Annotated in this window: 17 protein-coding genes; 7 read left to right on the forward strand and 10 right to left on the reverse strand. The window is 57.2% G+C overall.

The genetic code is table 11. The annotated features are described in order from the left end of the window. The 6 genes from pdhA to HKD32_RS08020 all read right to left on the reverse strand — a co-directional run bounded on the left by pdhA (nucleotide 1) and on the right by HKD32_RS08020 (nucleotide 7,178). Complete coding sequence (pdhA, locus tag HKD32_RS07995; protein ID WP_010501745.1) at nucleotides 1–1,005, reverse strand: pyruvate dehydrogenase (acetyl-transferring) E1 component subunit alpha; 1,005 nt, start codon at nucleotides 1,003–1,005, stop codon at nucleotides 1–3. Nucleotides 1,006–1,175: 170 nt separating this feature from the next. Beyond that, a complete protein-coding gene (trpC, locus tag HKD32_RS08000) occupies nucleotides 1,176–2,099 on the reverse strand; it encodes an indole-3-glycerol phosphate synthase TrpC (protein WP_061932957.1) in 924 nt (307 codons plus the stop codon). Beyond that, nucleotides 2,096–3,187, reverse strand: a complete 1,092-nt coding sequence (gene trpD / locus HKD32_RS08005; RefSeq protein WP_194257821.1) for an anthranilate phosphoribosyltransferase — start codon at nucleotides 3,185–3,187, stop codon at nucleotides 2,096–2,098. Before trpD ends, trpC begins: the two co-directional genes overlap by 4 nt. Further along, the gene (locus HKD32_RS08010; protein ID WP_194257822.1) at nucleotides 3,184–3,780 is read right to left on the reverse strand and encodes an anthranilate synthase component II; all 597 of its coding nucleotides are present in this window, start codon (nucleotides 3,778–3,780) and stop codon (nucleotides 3,184–3,186) included. Before HKD32_RS08010 ends, trpD begins: the two co-directional genes overlap by 4 nt. A gap of 48 nt (nucleotides 3,781–3,828) precedes the next feature. Beyond that, entirely contained in the window at nucleotides 3,829–5,241 is a 1,413-nt protein-coding gene (gene trpE / locus HKD32_RS08015) for an anthranilate synthase component I (RefSeq protein WP_061932952.1), read from the reverse strand. Then, nucleotides 5,241–7,178 carry a peptidylprolyl isomerase gene (locus HKD32_RS08020; protein ID WP_061932950.1) on the reverse strand — a complete coding sequence of 646 codons (1,938 nt, stop codon included), beginning with the start codon at nucleotides 7,176–7,178 and terminating at the stop codon, nucleotides 5,241–5,243. Before HKD32_RS08020 ends, trpE begins: the two co-directional genes overlap by 1 nt. 123 nt (nucleotides 7,179–7,301) lie before the next feature. On the opposite strand from HKD32_RS08020, the gene tpiA reads away from it, so the two are divergent. From tpiA to kdsA, 4 genes are all read left to right on the forward strand, one after another. After that, on the forward strand, nucleotides 7,302–8,102 hold the full coding sequence (gene tpiA, locus HKD32_RS08025; protein ID WP_061932948.1) for a triose-phosphate isomerase: 801 nt from the start codon (nucleotides 7,302–7,304) through the stop codon (nucleotides 8,100–8,102). After that, nucleotides 8,099–8,449, forward strand: a complete 351-nt coding sequence (gene secG / locus HKD32_RS08030) for a preprotein translocase subunit SecG (RefSeq protein WP_061510564.1) — start codon at nucleotides 8,099–8,101, stop codon at nucleotides 8,447–8,449. The genes tpiA and secG overlap by 4 nt, the downstream gene beginning before the upstream one ends. A gap of 62 nt (nucleotides 8,450–8,511) precedes the next feature. Beyond that, entirely contained in the window at nucleotides 8,512–10,143 is a 1,632-nt protein-coding gene (locus tag HKD32_RS08035) for a CTP synthase (RefSeq protein WP_015074107.1), read from the forward strand. Then, nucleotides 10,140–10,964: a 3-deoxy-8-phosphooctulonate synthase gene (gene kdsA / locus HKD32_RS08040; protein ID WP_061932946.1), complete on the forward strand. Its 825-nt coding sequence runs from the start codon at nucleotides 10,140–10,142 to the stop codon at nucleotides 10,962–10,964. Before HKD32_RS08035 ends, kdsA begins: the two co-directional genes overlap by 4 nt. Here kdsA and HKD32_RS08045 read toward each other — a convergent pair. Further along, the gene (locus HKD32_RS08045) at nucleotides 10,952–11,437 is read right to left on the reverse strand and encodes a DUF3429 domain-containing protein (protein ID WP_228118868.1); all 486 of its coding nucleotides are present in this window, start codon (nucleotides 11,435–11,437) and stop codon (nucleotides 10,952–10,954) included. The two genes, kdsA and HKD32_RS08045, sit on opposite strands and share 13 nt — an antisense overlap. Before the next feature lie 101 nt (nucleotides 11,438–11,538). Between HKD32_RS08045 and eno the strand changes: the two genes are divergently transcribed. Both eno and HKD32_RS08055 read left to right on the forward strand, forming a co-directional pair. After that, nucleotides 11,539–12,819, forward strand: a complete 1,281-nt coding sequence (eno, locus tag HKD32_RS08050) for a phosphopyruvate hydratase (RefSeq protein ID WP_061932942.1) — start codon at nucleotides 11,539–11,541, stop codon at nucleotides 12,817–12,819. A gap of 137 nt (nucleotides 12,820–12,956) precedes the next feature. Then, on the forward strand, nucleotides 12,957–13,286 hold the full coding sequence (locus tag HKD32_RS08055; RefSeq protein WP_061932940.1) for an FtsB family cell division protein: 330 nt from the start codon (nucleotides 12,957–12,959) through the stop codon (nucleotides 13,284–13,286). 102 nt (nucleotides 13,287–13,388) lie between these two features. On the opposite strand, the gene rpmG is transcribed toward HKD32_RS08055, so the two are convergent. Beyond that, nucleotides 13,389–13,556 (reverse strand): 50S ribosomal protein L33, encoded by a 168-nt coding sequence (rpmG, locus tag HKD32_RS08060; RefSeq protein ID WP_007281888.1) that lies wholly within the window; start codon nucleotides 13,554–13,556, stop codon nucleotides 13,389–13,391. A 307-nt stretch (nucleotides 13,557–13,863) separates the two neighbouring features. Here rpmG and lexA point away from each other — a divergent pair, with 307 nt between their 5' ends. Beyond that, nucleotides 13,864–14,589, forward strand: a complete 726-nt coding sequence (gene lexA, locus HKD32_RS08065; protein WP_061932938.1) for a transcriptional repressor LexA — start codon at nucleotides 13,864–13,866, stop codon at nucleotides 14,587–14,589. A gap of 52 nt (nucleotides 14,590–14,641) precedes the next feature. Here the strand turns inward: lexA and HKD32_RS08070 are convergent, their stop codons facing one another. Next, nucleotides 14,642–15,247, reverse strand: coding sequence for a hypothetical protein (locus HKD32_RS08070; protein ID WP_061932936.1), 606 nt, complete (start codon nucleotides 15,245–15,247; stop codon nucleotides 14,642–14,644). Nucleotides 15,248–15,348: 101 nt separating this feature from the next. Further along, complete coding sequence (gene pgsA / locus HKD32_RS08075) at nucleotides 15,349–15,951, reverse strand: CDP-diacylglycerol--glycerol-3-phosphate 3-phosphatidyltransferase (protein ID WP_010501774.1); 603 nt, start codon at nucleotides 15,949–15,951, stop codon at nucleotides 15,349–15,351. Nucleotides 15,952–15,953: the final 2 nt, after the last annotated feature.

The raw sequence follows: 15,953 nt of genomic DNA on the forward strand, positions 1-15,953 counted from the left end.
TCAGGCCTCCACCAGAATATCAGTCCAGAGCTCGGATTCATCCGGCTCCGGGCAGGTCTGTGCAAATTCGACAGCGTCAGCCACAACGGCCTTCACGTCAGTTTCAATGTCTTTGAAGATGTCTTCGCCAATGCCATTCCGCAGCATTTCAGCCTTCAGATTTTCGATTGGATCGCGCGTGCGACGCATTTCCTCGACTTCGGTCCGCTGACGATACTTCGCCGGATCGGACATGGAGTGTCCGCGATAGCGATAGGTTTCCATTTCCAGCAGGAATGGTCCCTTACCTGCGCGGCAATGCTCCATGGCTTCCTGAGCGGCCTGATGCACGGCGAAAACGTCCATGCCGTCAACCTTGCGGCTGGGGATACCCCAAGGCTCGGCATTGCGGGAAAGATCTTTGGATGCCGAGGCGCGCTCGATGGACGTCCCCATGCCGTAGCGGTTGTTTTCGATCACATAGATGCAGGGCAGCTTGTGCAGGGCGGCGAGATTGAAGCTCTCGTAAACCTGCCCCTGCGCAGATGCACCTTCGCCAAAATAGACGATCGAGACTTCGTCCGTGCCACGATAATGGTTGGCAAATGCCAGCCCCGTTCCAAGTGCAACCTGAGCACCGACGATGCCGTGGCCACCGTAGAACTCCTTCTCACGGGAGAACATGTGCATGGAGCCGCCCTTGCCGCGGGAATAGCCACCGGAGCGACCTGTCAGTTCGGCCATGACGCCACGGGCTGTCATGCCGGCAACCAGCATCTGGCCATGATCACGATAGGACGTGATGGACTTATCGCCCTGCTTCATGTTCAGCCCAATGCCGACCACAACAGCTTCCTGCCCGATATAAAGATGGCAGAAGCCCCCGATGAGCCCCATTCCGTAGAGCTGCCCAGCCTTTTCCTCAAAACGTCGGATCAGGAGCATGTCCTTGTAGGCACGCTTCATTGTCTCCGGCGAAAGGGCCGGACCGTTGCTCCGGATGGAAGCGGACGTTGTCTCGTCCATGGCGGTCTCCTGGAAATGCACAAATCTGGGGAAGCTCTTACCGATACTTGGCCTCGAAGGCCAGAGTGACCCCAGTTACATCTCCGAAAGGAGAAGCAGGGTCCGGAAGCTTAACGGAAACGCCCTGTTGAAGAGAGACGCGAAAGCGCCCCCTTCAACAGAGCCGGATGTCAGGTAAAGCCAAGAAGGCGACGGGCTGCTGCTCCCGGATCATCTTCGCGAAGGAGGCTCTCTCCAACCAGTACGGCGCTGGCTCCTACCTCACCAACCTTGAGAAGGTCGTCCTGCGTTTTGATACCGCTTTCAGAGACCACCAAGCGATCTGGGGGAACCATGGGAGCCAGATCCAGTGTCGTCTGAATGTCTGTTTTAAGCGTGCGAAGATTGCGGTTGTTGATACCGATCAGCGATGTATCAAGAGCCAACGCACGGTTCAGTTCATCTGCGTCATGCACTTCCACCAGAACGTCCATATCCAGACCACGGGCGATACCGATGAGTTCGGATGCCTGCGTTTCTGTCAGGGCCGCCATAATGAGGAGGATACAGTCCGCACCGATCAGGCGGCTTTCATGCACCTGCCATGGGTCAAGAATGAAATCCTTGCGGAGAATCGGGAGGCTGCAGGCCTCACGAACAGCGCGAATATCGTCCGTGCTGCCATGAAAGCACGACCCTTCCGTCAGAACGGACAGACAGGTCGCGCCCGCTGCCTGATAGGCCTGAGCAATACCGACAGGATCGTATGTCGGGCGAAGAACACCTGCGGACGGGGAAGCTTTCTTGATTTCGGCAATCAGACCGACCTGTCGGTCTGCCGTCAGATGCTGGAGGGCTTGTCCGAAACCGCGCGTTGGTGTCGTGACTTCACGCGCCCGGAGCGTAATGTCCTTGAGTGACATGATCTGGGAGCGCTGCTCTACGTCCACGCGGGTACGTGCGCAGATACGAGCCAGAACGTCGCTCCTATCTGTCGTTTCGGCTGAAGGGTCCTTGATGGGTGGCGTGGTCGTTTCCGGGACTTCCGGGTCAGGAAACTGCTCTACCCCTTCAGGTGCATAGGTCATCGCTGGTCGCTGATGCATGAAGGTCATGATAGTCCTGCATTTGTCTTGGTAAGGGAGGCAATGGCAGTACGCGCCCGTTCCAGGGCTGTCCGTGCATGCCCATTATCAATGGAACGAGCCGCCAGTGCCATATTGTTACGGAACGCCTGTGCGTCAATCGTGCCATTATGCACGATAGTGCCGCGTCCAGCCACATGAAGGGCAGCGGCGGCATTCAAAAGAACGGTATCACGGTAAGGTCCGTGCGCCCCTTCAAAGAGTGCAGTCAGGGCCTCTGCGTTCGCAGTGGAATCTCCGCCGCGGATGGCAGAAATTGGAGTGAATGACAGTCCCGCGATGTCCGGTTCGAATGTCATTCGGCTGATTGTACCGTTTTCGAGGCTTACGATTTCAGCAGAGCCGGCAAGTGTCAGTTCATCGCTGCCGCCCTCGTCCGTCGTGCCATGAACAGCCCAGACATGTGTGCTGCCAAGGCTGCCAAGGGTCCGGACGACTGGTTCACACCAGCGAGCGTCAAAAACACCAATAAGCTGACGCTGCACCTGAGCCGGATTGCAGAGCGGTCCAAGCAGATTGAAAAGTGTTCGAAATCCTAGTGCCTTACGGACAGGAGCCGCGTGGCGCATGGCCGGATGATGAAATGGTGCGGCAAGGAACGCCAGATGGTTCTCCTGCAACTGAGCACTCTGGAAAGCCGGATCGTCGATCGGCGGAATGCCAAGCTTTTCCAGAACATCAGTCGCACCAGATCGGGACGAAAGCGCACGATTGCCATGCTTGGCTACCGGAACACCCAGCCCTGCCAGAACGAACGCAACGGCGGTCGACACATTGAGTGTGCCAAGTCCGTCGCCGCCCGTCCCGCAGACATCCAGCGTATCCGCCGGAACATCTGGCAGCGCTGTCATATAACGGCGGACGGCCTGAACAGCCCCCGTCAATTCATCAGCAGCTTCACCGCGCATCTTGAGCGCTGTGAGGAAGGCCGCAATCTGGGCAGGTTCCACCTCTCCTGCCATGATTGCCGAAAATGCGTTTTCAGCATCGTCGGTGGTCAGAATAGAACCGTCGGCAACGCGACGTAGAAGAGATGGAAAGTCAGCTTTCTCCGTCATGCCGGCTCTACGGTCTTGTGCGGAATGCCAGCGATCGTCAGGAAGTTCGCCAGTAGTTCGCGGCCTGCCGTAGAGGCAATGCTCTCCGGATGAAACTGAACGCCATGCACATCGTAGTCCCGGTGACGGACGCCCATGATAATGCCGTCCTTCGTAGACGCATTAACGATCAGTTCCGGGGGAATGCTTGCTGGCTCCAACGTCAGGCTATGATAGCGCACGACGTTTACCGGGTTAGGGAGGCCAGCGAAAACACCGGTGTCGTCATGGTCAACCGGGCTGATCTTGCCATGCATTGGAACCGGTGCCCGGACGACCTTCGCGCCGAAAACCTGCCCGATTGCCTGATGGCCGAGGCAGACACCGAAGACCGGAACCTTTCCCGCCGCCGCACGGGTCAAATCACAACAGATACCTGCACCATCGGGTGCGCAGGGGCCAGGCGAAATCACAATGGCGGAGGGCTTGAGGGCAAGAGCCTCCTCGACGCTCAGGGCATCATTGCGCCTCACATCACATTCAACGCCCAATGCACCCAAGTGATGCACGATGTTGAATGTGAAGCTGTCGTAGTTGTCGATGAGCAGGATCATGGCAACAGGATGGCCTTCACGTTTCGTTACGTCAAATGCAACATTGTTTCAGGATTTTGCTGCGTTGGAGACAGCGACTTCCGCGGCCCGGAAAAGTGCTCTCGCCTTTGCCTGCGTTTCGCGGAATTCCGAGTTCGGATCACTGTCCGCCACGACGCCGCAGCCTGCCTGAACATACATCTGGCCATTCTTCAGAACGGCCATCCGTAGCCCGATGCAGGTATCCATTTCCCCATCCGCACCAAAATATCCAACGCAACCGGAATACGGCCCGCGGCGGGTTGGCTCCAGTTCGTCGATGATTTCCATGGCACGGATTTTGGGCGCGCCTGTCAGCGTTCCGGCCGGGAAGGCAGCAACAAGCGCATCCATGGCGGTCTTGCCAGCCTTGATCTGCCCCGTGACTGTCGAAGAAATGTGCATGACGTGACTGTAACGCTCGATGACGAACTGATCGGGCACCTGAACGGTCCCGAGTTCCGAGACGCGGCCCACGTCATTCCGTCCCAGATCAATGAGCATGAGATGCTCGGCGAGTTCCTTCTGATCCGCGAGTAGCTCTTTCTCAAGCTCCAGATCATGTGCCCGGTCGTTGCCACGTGGACGGGTGCCAGCGAGGGGGCGGACCGTGACTTCCCCTGCCCGCAGACGGACGAGAATTTCCGGTGAGGAACCGACCAGTGCGTAATCTTCCAGTTCCATCAGGAACAGGAACGGAGCCGGGTTAATGCGCCGGAGGCTTCGGTACAGCGCAAGCGGAGACAGCGGGAATGGCGTTGTGAAGCGCTGGCTTGGAACGATCTGGAATGCGTCACCGGCCGCGATGTAATCCTGCGCGGTTCGGACATTCGCTTCGAACTGCTCCTGCGTTACGTTGGAGGATGGGGGAGCAAGTTCGGTGCCCGCAGGCAGCGTTTCCGTTGCATCTTCCAGAGGGGCAGCCAGGGCAGCCCGCGCCCGATCCAGCAGGGCATGAGCTTCTGCGGTTGTCATGGCGCCACGGACTGGCACCGCGAGCGTCAACTCATCACGGACCGAATCAAATACGGCGAAAAGCTGGGGTCGGATCATGATGCCTTCCGGCAGATCCAGATCATTGACGGGAGCGTTGGGCAGGACTTCCATCTGGCGAACCATGTCATAGCCCAGCACGCCAAATACGCCGCCGATCATGGGAGGCATATCGACTGGGAGGTCCATCTGGCTCTGGTCGATGATGTCCTTCAGCGTCTCCAGCGGTTTGCCCTGAAGAGGTGTTCCATCAAGGGTCACCTCCCCGTTCCGGCACTTCCAGACCAGATCAGGCAGAAGGGCAATTACGGAATAACGGCCCCTCGCTGCGCCACCTTCCACGCTTTCCAGTAACATCCGGTAAGGATCGTCGGAAAGACGGGACAGGCGCAGATAGGCTGAAACCGGGGTCAGGAGGTCTGCGGCTTCGATACTGTGAACAATCGGCATCACTGCGCTCCGTTAGCGGCCGCCGGGGATGTCGAGGCCACCACCTGATTGAACAGGTTCATGTTCATGTGTGAGACGGGAACGGTCTTTTCCAGTGCTGCGTCCAGAGCCATCGGGATGTCAGCCTGCAGGGATTGAACATACTGAGTGTCCAGATCGTGGCGCAGAGACTGGCTGTCACCGGCATCGCCTGGCTTCTGCGCCGTCACGTTGACCAGCCAGAACGCATCCGGGCCTTCATACATGCCGGTTGCGCCAACCTTTAGACCGAAGGCAGCCCGCAGAACATTCTGCGGCAGGGACTGGTCGGGATGAACGCGGGAAACGGCAACGTTCTTGCGTAGGTTTACTGCCTCGGGCTGGTTGTCCAGAGCCTTGGCCAGCGTACCCTTCTTGGCTTCCGTGAACAGAGCCGTGACGCGTGCATCAGCGGCATGACGCTGCTGGTCTGCGGTCCAGGCCTGAACGACCTGATCGCGGACTTCCGTGAAGGGACGCAGAGTGCCCGGATGAACTTCGTCAACGGCAACTGCAAATGCAGAGCCATCTGGACCATTCACAACAACCGGTTGTGCATCCTTCTTCTGGGAGAAGATGTGCTGAATGATGGACTGACGCAGATTGGCATCGCCCGGGATCGGAGCAGGTACGCCGTCCTGCGTCATGCCACGGGCATCAAGGGAACCTGCCGCCGGAACCGCACCAAGATTGGACGGAATTTTTTCAAGCGTCGTTGAGCCTGCAATCGCGTCCTGAAACTGTGCAAGGCGCGCCTGAAGAGCCTGCGGGGCTTCCTGTTTCTGGACCTGATCGCGCAGATCGTTCTTTGCCTGTTCGAAGCTTGTCTGATGCGGTGCGACAACATCGGTGATGTTGAAGACCACCCAGCCTGCTGCCGTTTTGGTCGGGCCAGTGATCTGGTTTGCCTGGGCTGCAAATGTGAGCTTGGCCAGCTCCGGGCTCGGGATGTCACTCTGGCGCACATGCGGAAGAGCGACTGCTGCCGCGTCCGGATAGGCCTTCTGGATAGCGTCCCATGCGTTTGTATTGCGCCATGCCGTTGCGGCAGCGTTGGCTTTTGCCTCGTCCTGGAAGGTCAGAACCTGAAGCGTCCGGGTTTCAGGAACGTTGTAGGTCCGGGCCTGGAAATCATACAGCTTGTGCAGGACGTCATCCGGAACTTCGATCGTCTTGGCAACGCTGTCTGCCGTCATCACAACCATCTTGGCATGACGGTATTCCGTAGTGCGGAAATCCTGCGGGTGATTGTCGTAATAGCGGTGAAGCTGTTCGTCTGTCGGTGCAGCAGTAACCGTACCAGCCGTGAACGGTACGCGCAGAACATCCAGAACGCGCTGGTCTGCATCAAACGCAAAGAGACGATCCATCAGGGACGTCGGTGCCTGTACGGATGCGCCCATGCCCTGAAGCAGTCCGCGGGAAATGATGTCCTCGCGAATCATCTGGATCAGACGCTTTTCAGTAATACCGATGCGCGTCAGGCGGTCATTCAGCATCGTGCGATCGAACTGGCCCGCAGCATTATGAAAGGCTGGGATCGCGAAGATTTCCTTGCGGATCAGTTCATCGGGTACATTCATCCCTGCCCGTTCACCAGCAAGCTGAACTTCGTTCTGGATCACGAGATTGTGAAGAACCTGACGGGCGATCTGCTGCTTGGTGCCATCGGGAAGATGGGAAGCATCCGCCAGACCCATCTGCTGCGCTGCGGCTGGCAGTTGGGTGGAGAGCGCCCGTGCCAGATCGTCTGGCGTGATGCTGCGGCTACCGACCTGCACAATCGTGTTGGAGCCACTGGTCCCCATATTGGAGTAAACATCCCCTACGCCCCACCCGATAAAGGCCAGGAAGATCAGGATTGCGGCGGCACGGCCGGCCCAGGAGTCAACGAGAAGATGGCGTAGTGTGGTAATCATAGGGTCAGGACGGATCCGGATGGCGGGATGGTGCAGGCGTGGAAGGCCCGCTAAACTTGCGGCACCATAATGTCGTGAGCCGCGCTTGACCAGTAAGCGGACGGCTCACCCTCAGGAGGAAGCATGGACGTATCGCCGAAACTCGTAATCGGTAACTGGAAGATGAATGGCTTGCGGGAACAGACCGTACAGCTTGCAACTGCCGTAGCCGAAGGCGCACGCTTCCTGCCTGACGACGTCAAACTGGTTATCTGTCCGCCCTTCACCCAGCTGGAGCGCGTGTCTGATATTCTTGAAACAGTTGGCACTGATTCAAAGCTTCAGTTAGGTGCGCAGGATTGCCACACCGCCTCGTCAGGCGCACACACCGGCGAGATTTCAGCGGATATGCTGGCTGATGTTGGTGTTAAGTACGTTTTGCTGGGACATTCCGAGCGGCGCCAGAACTGTGGGGAAACGGACGCTCTCATTCGTCTCAAGGTGCAGGCAGCTGAAGCTACTGGACTGGTGCCGGTTGTCTGTATTGGAGAAACCATGGTCGAGCGTCAGGACGGGCGTGCGGCGACTGTTCTGGCCAGCCAGATCGATGGATCTCTGACTGATAATTTCAACGGCGTTCTGGCTTACGAGCCCGTCTGGGCTATCGGGAGTGGCGTTACGCCGTCCCGTGATGAACTGGAGCGAACGCTGTTTCTTCTACGCGGATTGTTGCAGTCCCGCCTCAAGATGGATGACATTCGCGTGCCAATCCTGTATGGCGGCTCCGTAACACCGGCCCAGGCGCCGACCATTCTTTCCATCGGGGTGCTGGGCGGAGTGCTGGTTGGCAGTGCGAGCCTGGACGCGAAAAGCTTCCTGCGCATTGCTGAAGCCGCATCGCTCCGCCTGTCCTCCCAACCATTGTCCGGACCCTATCGTTCATGACCACTTTCCTGCTTGTCATCAATCTGCTGGTCACACTGGCCCTGATCGGTACGATCCTGATCCAGCGTAGCGAAGGCGGCGGCCTTGGTATCGGCAGTAGCCAGGGCATGGGCTCTTTCATGACCGGCCGTGGAACGGCAACGCTTCTGACGCGCGCGACCTCTGTTCTGGCTGGCGTTTTTATGCTGCTTTGCCTTGTTCTGGCCCTTCTGAATCGTGGCGCCTCCTCTGGCGTCGGAGGCCATGACATTCTTGCTGATCCGCCGGCTCCGGCCGCCGCAACAACAGCTCCTGCTGCTCCAGCAACCCCTGCCGCTCCGGCTCCTGCCGAGACGCCTGCTCACTAACTGAGTCGGGAAGCATCTCGACGCTTCCCCTCGCCCCCACCTTCGGTGTATGAGGAGCGCCCATGACGCGCTTCGTATTCATCACCGGCGGTGTGGTATCTTCTCTCGGCAAGGGCATCGCTTCTGCGGCTCTTGCTGCTCTCCTCCAGGCACGCGGCTACAAGGTCCGCATGCGCAAGCTGGACCCCTACCTGAATGTGGATCCGGGCACGATGAGCCCGTATCAGCATGGTGAAGTGTTCATCACCGATGACGGGGCTGAAACAGACCTCGATCTCGGTCATTATGAGCGCTTTACGGGCGTCCACGCCCGCCGTGCTGACAATACCACGACAGGCCGTATCTATTCTGATGTCATCGCCCGCGAACGTCGCGGCGACTATCTTGGCGGAACCGTTCAGGTCATTCCGCACATCACGGACGCAATTAAGGACGTCGTGGTGGCTGGTACGGAAGACTATGATTTTGTTCTGGTGGAAATCGGTGGAACGGTTGGCGACATCGAGAGCCTGCCTTTCCTTGAAGCCATTCGTCAGCTTCGCAATGATCTGGGCCATAACCAGACCATGTGCGTTCACCTGACGCTGCTGCCGTATATTCCCTCAGCGGGCGAACTGAAGACGAAGCCGACGCAGCATTCCGTCAAGGAACTGCAGAATGTTGGTATTCAGCCTCAGGTTCTGCTGTGCCGTTCGGATCGTCCGATTCCGGAAAACGAACGTCGCAAGATCGCGAATTTCTGTAACGTGCGCCCGGAAGCTGTGATTGCGGCACTGGATGTGGACACGATCTATGCGTGCCCAATCTCCTACCACAATGAAGGCATGGACCGCGAAGTCCTGCGCTATTTCGGTCTGCCGTTCGAAGGCTCACCGGATCTGACCCGCTGGGAAAAGATCGTCCATGCGATTCGCGAGCCTGAGGGCGAAGTGAATGTTGCTGTCGTAGGCAAGTACACGGCCCTGCTGGACAGCTACAAGTCGCTGGCCGAAGCCCTGCTGCATGGCGGGATCGCGAACAATGTCCGTGTAAAGCTCGACTGGATCGAATCGGAAGAATTCGAAAAGACGGCTGACATTGCCGAGCGCCTAAAGGATGCAGATGCCATTCTGGTGCCGGGCGGCTTTGGTGAGCGCGGTGCGGAAGGTAAGGTCCAGGCCGTTCGCTATGCCCGTGAAAACGGTATCCCGTTCCTTGGGATCTGCTTCGGTATGCAGATGGCTGTCATCGAATGCGCGCGTTCGCTTGCTGGTCTGCCCAAGGCCTCTTCCACGGAATTTGGCCCGACGAGCGAACCGCTGGTTGGCCTCATGACGGAATGGGCTAACGGCAACGAACTGATGCGTCGTCGCGAAGGTGGAGACCTTGGTGGCACAATGCGCCTGGGCGCCTTCCCTGCCAAACTGGCTCCGGGCTCCCGCGTTGCTGAAATCTACGGCAAGACGGAAGTGCGGGAACGTCATCGTCACCGTTGGGAAGTGAACCTGCATTACAAGGATCGTCTGGAAAAGACGGGTCTGCGTTTCTCCGGCATGTCTCCGGACGGCGTTCTGCCAGAAGTTGTAGAATATCCGGATCATCCATGGTTCATCGGCGTGCAGTACCATCCGGAACTGCTCTCCAAACCGTTTGATCCGCACCCTCTCTTTGCAGGCTTCATCGGTGCAGCCCGTAAGCGGACGGAAAGCAAGTGAGCTTTCGCGTCGGGGAACTCGAGATTGGTCAGGACCGGCCGTTCACCCTGATTTCAGGGCCGTGCCAGATCGAGTCCCGGGACCACGCAGTGGAGATGGCAGATGCCCTCTCCACGATCTGTCGGGAGCTTGGCATTGGGCTGATCTATAAGAGCAGCTACGACAAGGCGAACCGCAGCTCCGTTAATGCGGCGCGCGGAGTAGGTATGGAAAAGGGGCTGGATATTTTGGCCTCTATCCGTGAGCGCTTTAATGTTCCGGTTCTGACTGACGTTCATTCTGCCGAGCAGTGCGCTATCGCGGCACAGGCAGTGGATGTTTTGCAGATCCCTGCTTTCCTGTGTCGGCAGACGGACCTGCTCCTTGCTGCGGGTCAGACGGGCCGAGCCATCAACGTCAAGAAGGGCCAATTTCTGGCTCCCTGGGACATGGCCAACGTTGCGGCCAAGCTGGCTTCGACGGGGAATGAGCGCATCATGCTCTGTGACCGCGGAACGAGCTTTGGATACAACACGCTCGTCAGCGACATGCGTGGACTGCCGATCATGGCGCAGACGGGTTATCCCGTTGTTTTTGATGCCACGCACTCGGTCCAGCAGCCAGGAGGTCTAGGGGCTTCGACAGGTGGGCAGCGGGAGTTCGTTGAACCCCTCGCCCGGGCTGCGTTGTCGATCGGTGTTGCCGCTGTCTTTATTGAGACGCATCAGGACCCTGACAACGCCCCGAGCGATGGCCCCACCATGGTTCCGCTTTCGGAAATGCAGAGCCTTCTGACGCGCCTGAAGGCCTTCGACGCGCTGGCGAAGTCTTACAGCGTATAGTTCTGCAACGGTGCGAGGGCTGCCATAAGGAGACTTATGACGGCCCCTACTGTCAGAACGGCCCGCAAGGGCATGTAACCGGGTGGCAGCGCGCCATGCTTCCAGGCCACCCTTTCCACAGCGAATGTGGAAATGAAGCCGATGACTTCCAGCAGGTATCCGGCACGCAGACCGCCAAGCAGTCCGATGCACAGTGAAAGCCATGCCCAGAGCGCAGGGCAGACTCCCAGCAGGAGTCTCTGACGATCACGATCTGCCGTTCCCTGAACTGTGATGATGTCAGGTCGTTCCATGGCCAGTCCCCAGTGGACAGCTCCTAAAAAGGACAGGATACATGCGCCGTACGCCAGAAGAATGACCGTCAGATGCGGCAGTGGGGAGAAGAGCCCTGCCAGAAAAATCCAGCCTCCCAGCGTCAAGAACGGGAGGAGTCCCGCGAGGCCAAGGATCAGGGCGAGAAAAGGAAGACGCATGTCGTCGATTGACCTTATGTTCTGATTTTGAGACGAAACGGTGATCCGTCCCGAACGGTTATGAGCCACACCCGGTTCACGCATATCCAGGAGAGCTTCCATTGAGCGCCATTGTTGATATCACTGCCCGCGAGATCCTGGACAGCCGTGGTAACCCGACCGTTGAGGTTGAGGTTGAGCTGTCGTCTGGTGCCCGCGGTCGTGCCGCCGTTCCCTCTGGTGCTTCTACTGGCGCCCACGAAGCTGTCGAGCTGCGTGACGGGGACAAGTCCCGCTACAACGGCAAGGGTGTTCTGAAGGCCTGTGGGTTCGTTGAAGACGAAATCCTTGAAGTGCTGCAGGGCGCCGAATCTGAAGACCAGATCGCCATCGATAACGCGATGATCGAACTGGATGGCACGCCGAACAAGTCCCGCATCGGTGCGAACGCCATCCTTGGTGTTTCCCTTGCGGTTGCCAAGGCGACAGCCGAAGAGCTGGAGCTGCCGCTTTACCGTTATGTCGGTGGCGTTTTTGCACACACCCTGCCCGTTCCGATGATGAACATCGTCAACGGTGGTGAGCACGCAGATAACCCGATCGACATTCAGGAATTCATGATCCAGCCGGTTGGTGCGCCAACGATCGCTGATGCCGTACGCATGGGTTCTGAGATCTTCACAGCGCTGAAGAAGGGTCTGTCTGCTGCTGGTCACAACACGAATGTGGGTGACGAAGGTGGTTTTGCTCCGGGCCTGAAGTCTGCTGACGAAGCTCTGAGCTTCATCACGAAGTCTGTTGAGGCTGCGGGTTATCGTCCGGGTGATGATGTCACGTTTGCGCTTGATTGCGCTGCGACTGAGTTCTATGCCGACGGCCGCTACAACCTGAAGGGTGAAGGCAAGGAATTCGATTCTTCCGGTATGATCTCTTACCTGGAAGACCTGACGAAAAAGTATCCAATCGTCTCTATCGAAGACGGTCTTGCTGAAGATGACTGGGAAGGCTGGGCAGAACTGACCTCACGTCTGGGTGGTAAGCTCCAGCTCGTCGGTGACGATCTGTTCGTGACGAACCCTGAGCGTCTGCGTCGTGGCATCAAGGCTGGCACGGCCAATTCCCTGCTCGTGAAGGTGAACCAGATTGGCACGCTGACGGAAACGCTGGAAGCTGTCGAGACGGCTCACAAGGCTGGCTACACCTGCGTGATGAGCCATCGTTCCGGTGAGACGGAAGACGCTGTGATCGCGGATCTGGCTGTTGCGACCAACTGTGGGCAGATCAAGACGGGTTCCCTCTCCCGCTCTGATCGTACGGCCAAGTACAACCAGCTAATCCGTATCGAGCAGCAACTCGGTAGCGCGGCACGTTATGCAGGTCGCAGCATTCTCAAAAATGCCTGACCAGAAAGCCGGCCCCTTTTGGGGCCGGTTTTTTTTGGAAAATAATCAGGTGTCTTTTGACATGAATGATTGTTTCGCTCTGTCTCTCTGAGGTAGGCTGTCAAAACGTTTGAAAGCCAAGGGAGACTGTACCCCGCGTGAGACCTCTTCGACTCATCAAGCGCGCCATCCGTACGGTTGCGCCGCCAGTCCTGTTTCTTTCCCTAACGGCTTATTTTGGCTGGAACGCTCTGCACGGAGCGCATGGTATTCACGCGTATCAAGATCAGCTCGTTCTTCAGCAGCAGGCTCTTCAGGCACAACAGGATGCCAAGGATGAGCAGGCTGTCTGGCATCGGCGGGTGCTGGCTCTGAAAGAGAAGGCACTTGATGCTGATATTCTCGATGAGCGGTCACGGGCTATGCTGAATCTGACTCGGAATGGGGATATTGTTGTGCCCTATAGTCCGCACGACAAGCTTTTCTGAGGTCAGTTTTTGAAAGAACCGCTTAATCGGTTCTTTTTTGTGGGGGCAACAAAAAAGGCGACCGTAAGGCCGCCTTTTTAAACTCGTATGATCCGCGAGGTCTTACTTGATCTTGGCTTCGCGGAAGGTCACATGCTTGCGAGCGACCGGGTCATACTTACGGACTTCCATCTTGCCCGTAGCAGAACGTGCGTTCTTCTTCGTGACATAGAAGTAGCCGGTGTCAGCCGACGAAACGAGACGGATCTGAATAACGTTGGTTTTTGCCATGATACCCTCGGGCTTGCGCCGTCCTGATGCCGCTCGCAAGTGTCAAAGCAGCAGGTTGATCTAGTTCGGCGCACCATGCTGATTTGTCTGTCTCAGGTCAAGGCTTTCTCGTGAAAATCCGCTGATAACGTGTCTTTTTTCGGAAAAATAATCAATTTTAGCCGCTAAAACTCATGTTTTCAGGGCATTGACGTCCTTGTGGTCCGGTAAAGAGGAACCTATAAAGAACAAAAGGGAGATACATGTTGGTCATGTGTTCTGCCTGTTTCCAGATTATGCCTCCACCGAGGCGCACAGGAGCGCCTGTATGCTGACGCGCAAGCAGCACCAGCTTTTGCTATATATTGACGAGCACCTTCGCCGGACCGGGTATTCTCCCTCTTTCGACGAAATGAAGGATGCGCTCGAGCTCCGCTCCAAATCAGGTATTCATCGCTTGATTTCCGCTCTTGAGGAACGGGGCTTCCTGCGTCGGCATCATCATCGTGCCCGAGCGTTGGAGGTTCTGCGTCTTCCTCATATGGGAATGGATGCGCCCCATGCCGAGAGCACTGTTGCGCAGGCTCTATTCGTGCCGACAGTCGTCGAAGGTGGCCGTCAGGCTATGGAGGGGGCTTTTTCGGAAGCGCCGCGCTCGCCCGTCGAAGATGTGAGTGTTCAGATTCCTCTCTACGGGCGTATCGCGGCAGGTCTGCCGATTGAGGCTCTTCAGGATGAGAGCACCCATATTCAGGTACCCTCTTCCCTGCTTGGCACGGGTGAACATTATGCCCTGACCGTTGCAGGCGATTCCATGATTGAAGCGGGCATTCTGGACGGAGATATGGCGATCATTCGCCGTGGCGAACTCGCGGATAATGGCCAGATTGTCGTGGCTTTGATTGATGGTCAGGAAGTGACACTCAAGAAACTGCGTCGGCGTGGTTCTACGATCGCTCTTGAAGCTGCCAACCGGGATTATGAAACCCGCATTCTTCCGGCGTCACGTGTTCGCATTCAGGGGCGTTTGGTAGCGCTCTTCCGTCAGTATTGAACGTGTATGGTTCCTGTAAGTCCGCGAGGGCCTTCAGGAACCATTATGCAGATTAATGTTTCGGGGCAGCTGGAATGCCGCGGACAACCCGTACCGTTCCGTCAGGAGCGATGAGCGTACTTGTGCCATCTCCGTTTGGAATGATGATTGTCTTGTCGGGGTTTTTTGACAGGAAATGGGGCGCGTTATCTGGAACGCTTGTCGGAAGTGCCGGGATGAGGTTGCTTCGATCCTGAGACACACCATAACGTGTATCCGAACTTTCTCCAGCCGATATGCTTGCCCCTGGTTTCATCTGATGTCCCATGGACCCCAAAGCACCAGAGCCGGCAATTCCTCCCATAAAGGTTTTGTCGATTGAGGCGCCGCCGAAATATGTCGCAGGATCGCCCAGAGCGCGATTGAACACACTATCGGGGTTTTCAACATCTTTCAGGGTTGGCAGAGGCTGAGGAGAGCCAGGCCATATATTGCCGCCTTCCGGAAGGATCGGCGTGGAGGCAACTGTTTCCCCGCGAGCACGACGCAAGTTTTCACTATCCCCGTGTGGCGCGTTAGGATTGCTGCCTGACCACAGAGCTGTATCGTTCAAAAACTTGCCCATGCCCGAACAGCCACTCAGGGCGAGAGGTAATGCCAGTAGAGCGGCCTTACGCATTGCATACTCCCATAAGGTCGATCATTGACCTTTAGCGATCATTGCGTGAAAGCGCCAGATGATGGGATGATAACTGCAATAATAATCGTGCACAGTCCAGATCAGGATACGATCTTCGAGGACTTGCGCGGATCAGATGCCATCATTCTGGAAAGGCCAACTGTAAGGTAGCCCCAGCCACTGAGAACTGTTGGAATAACTGAGATCCACAGCAAAATACCACCAATCAGCGTGGCGGGCAGAAAGGACAGATGAAGAGCGGCAGCGGCCTTGTCTCCACCAATCAGGAAGCCAATGGCGACCATCTGGATGCCGGTCTTCCATTTTGCCAGACGGGTAGAAGGAAGGGTTTCCCGCTGGGAAGCCATGTATTCACGCAGACCGCTCACAAGGATCTCGCGCAGCATAATAATGATCGCGGCGTAGAGCGAGAATACCGGAAGAACCGTCAGGCCAGCCAAAGCCAGTAGCAGGGCTCCTACCAGGAGCTTGTCCGCGATGGGGTCCATCATGCGCCCCAGTTCGGACAGCATCTGCCACCGGCGTGCCAGAGCACCATCCAGATAATCCGTGATGCAGGCCGCCGTATAGACAACACAGGCTGCTACATTCCCCAGTGCGGAATGCAGGGCTAGCAGAGCGACCAGAACTGGAATGGCCGCTATGCGAAGCAGGGTCAGGACATTTGGCAGATCAGTGAGCATCG

Source organism: Gluconobacter japonicus, from assembly GCF_015244665.1.
GTDB lineage: Bacteria > Pseudomonadota > Alphaproteobacteria > Acetobacterales > Acetobacteraceae > Gluconobacter > Gluconobacter japonicus.

Bases quoted from the DNA above. Each gene is read 5' to 3' on its own strand.
- HKD32_RS08010 (WP_194257822.1), bottom strand. From the start codon at position 3,780: ATGATCCTGCTCATCGACAACTACGACAGCTTCACATTCAACATCGTG.
- tpiA (WP_061932948.1), top strand. From the start codon at position 7,302: ATGGACGTATCGCCGAAACTCGTAATCGGTAACTGGAAGATGAATGGC.
- HKD32_RS08070 (WP_061932936.1), bottom strand. From the start codon at position 15,247: ATGCGTAAGGCCGCTCTACTGGCATTACCTCTCGCCCTGAGTGGCTGT.
- HKD32_RS08045 (WP_228118868.1), bottom strand. From the start codon at position 11,437: ATGCGTCTTCCTTTTCTCGCCCTGATCCTTGGCCTCGCGGGACTCCTC.
- lexA (WP_061932938.1), top strand. From the start codon at position 13,864: ATGCTGACGCGCAAGCAGCACCAGCTTTTGCTATATATTGACGAGCAC.
- pdhA (WP_010501745.1), bottom strand. From the start codon at position 1,005: ATGGACGAGACAACGTCCGCTTCCATCCGGAGCAACGGTCCGGCCCTT.
- HKD32_RS08020 (WP_061932950.1), bottom strand. From the start codon at position 7,178: ATGATTACCACACTACGCCATCTTCTCGTTGACTCCTGGGCCGGCCGT.
- rpmG (WP_007281888.1), bottom strand. From the start codon at position 13,556: ATGGCAAAAACCAACGTTATTCAGATCCGTCTCGTTTCGTCGGCTGAC.
- trpE (WP_061932952.1), bottom strand. From the start codon at position 5,241: ATGCCGATTGTTCACAGTATCGAAGCCGCAGACCTCCTGACCCCGGTT.
- HKD32_RS08035 (WP_015074107.1), top strand. From the start codon at position 8,512: ATGACGCGCTTCGTATTCATCACCGGCGGTGTGGTATCTTCTCTCGGC.
- pgsA (WP_010501774.1), bottom strand. From the start codon at position 15,951: ATGCTCACTGATCTGCCAAATGTCCTGACCCTGCTTCGCATAGCGGCC.
- trpC (WP_061932957.1), bottom strand. From the start codon at position 2,099: ATGACCTTCATGCATCAGCGACCAGCGATGACCTATGCACCTGAAGGG.
- secG (WP_061510564.1), top strand. From the start codon at position 8,099: ATGACCACTTTCCTGCTTGTCATCAATCTGCTGGTCACACTGGCCCTG.
- trpD (WP_194257821.1), bottom strand. From the start codon at position 3,187: ATGACGGAGAAAGCTGACTTTCCATCTCTTCTACGTCGCGTTGCCGAC.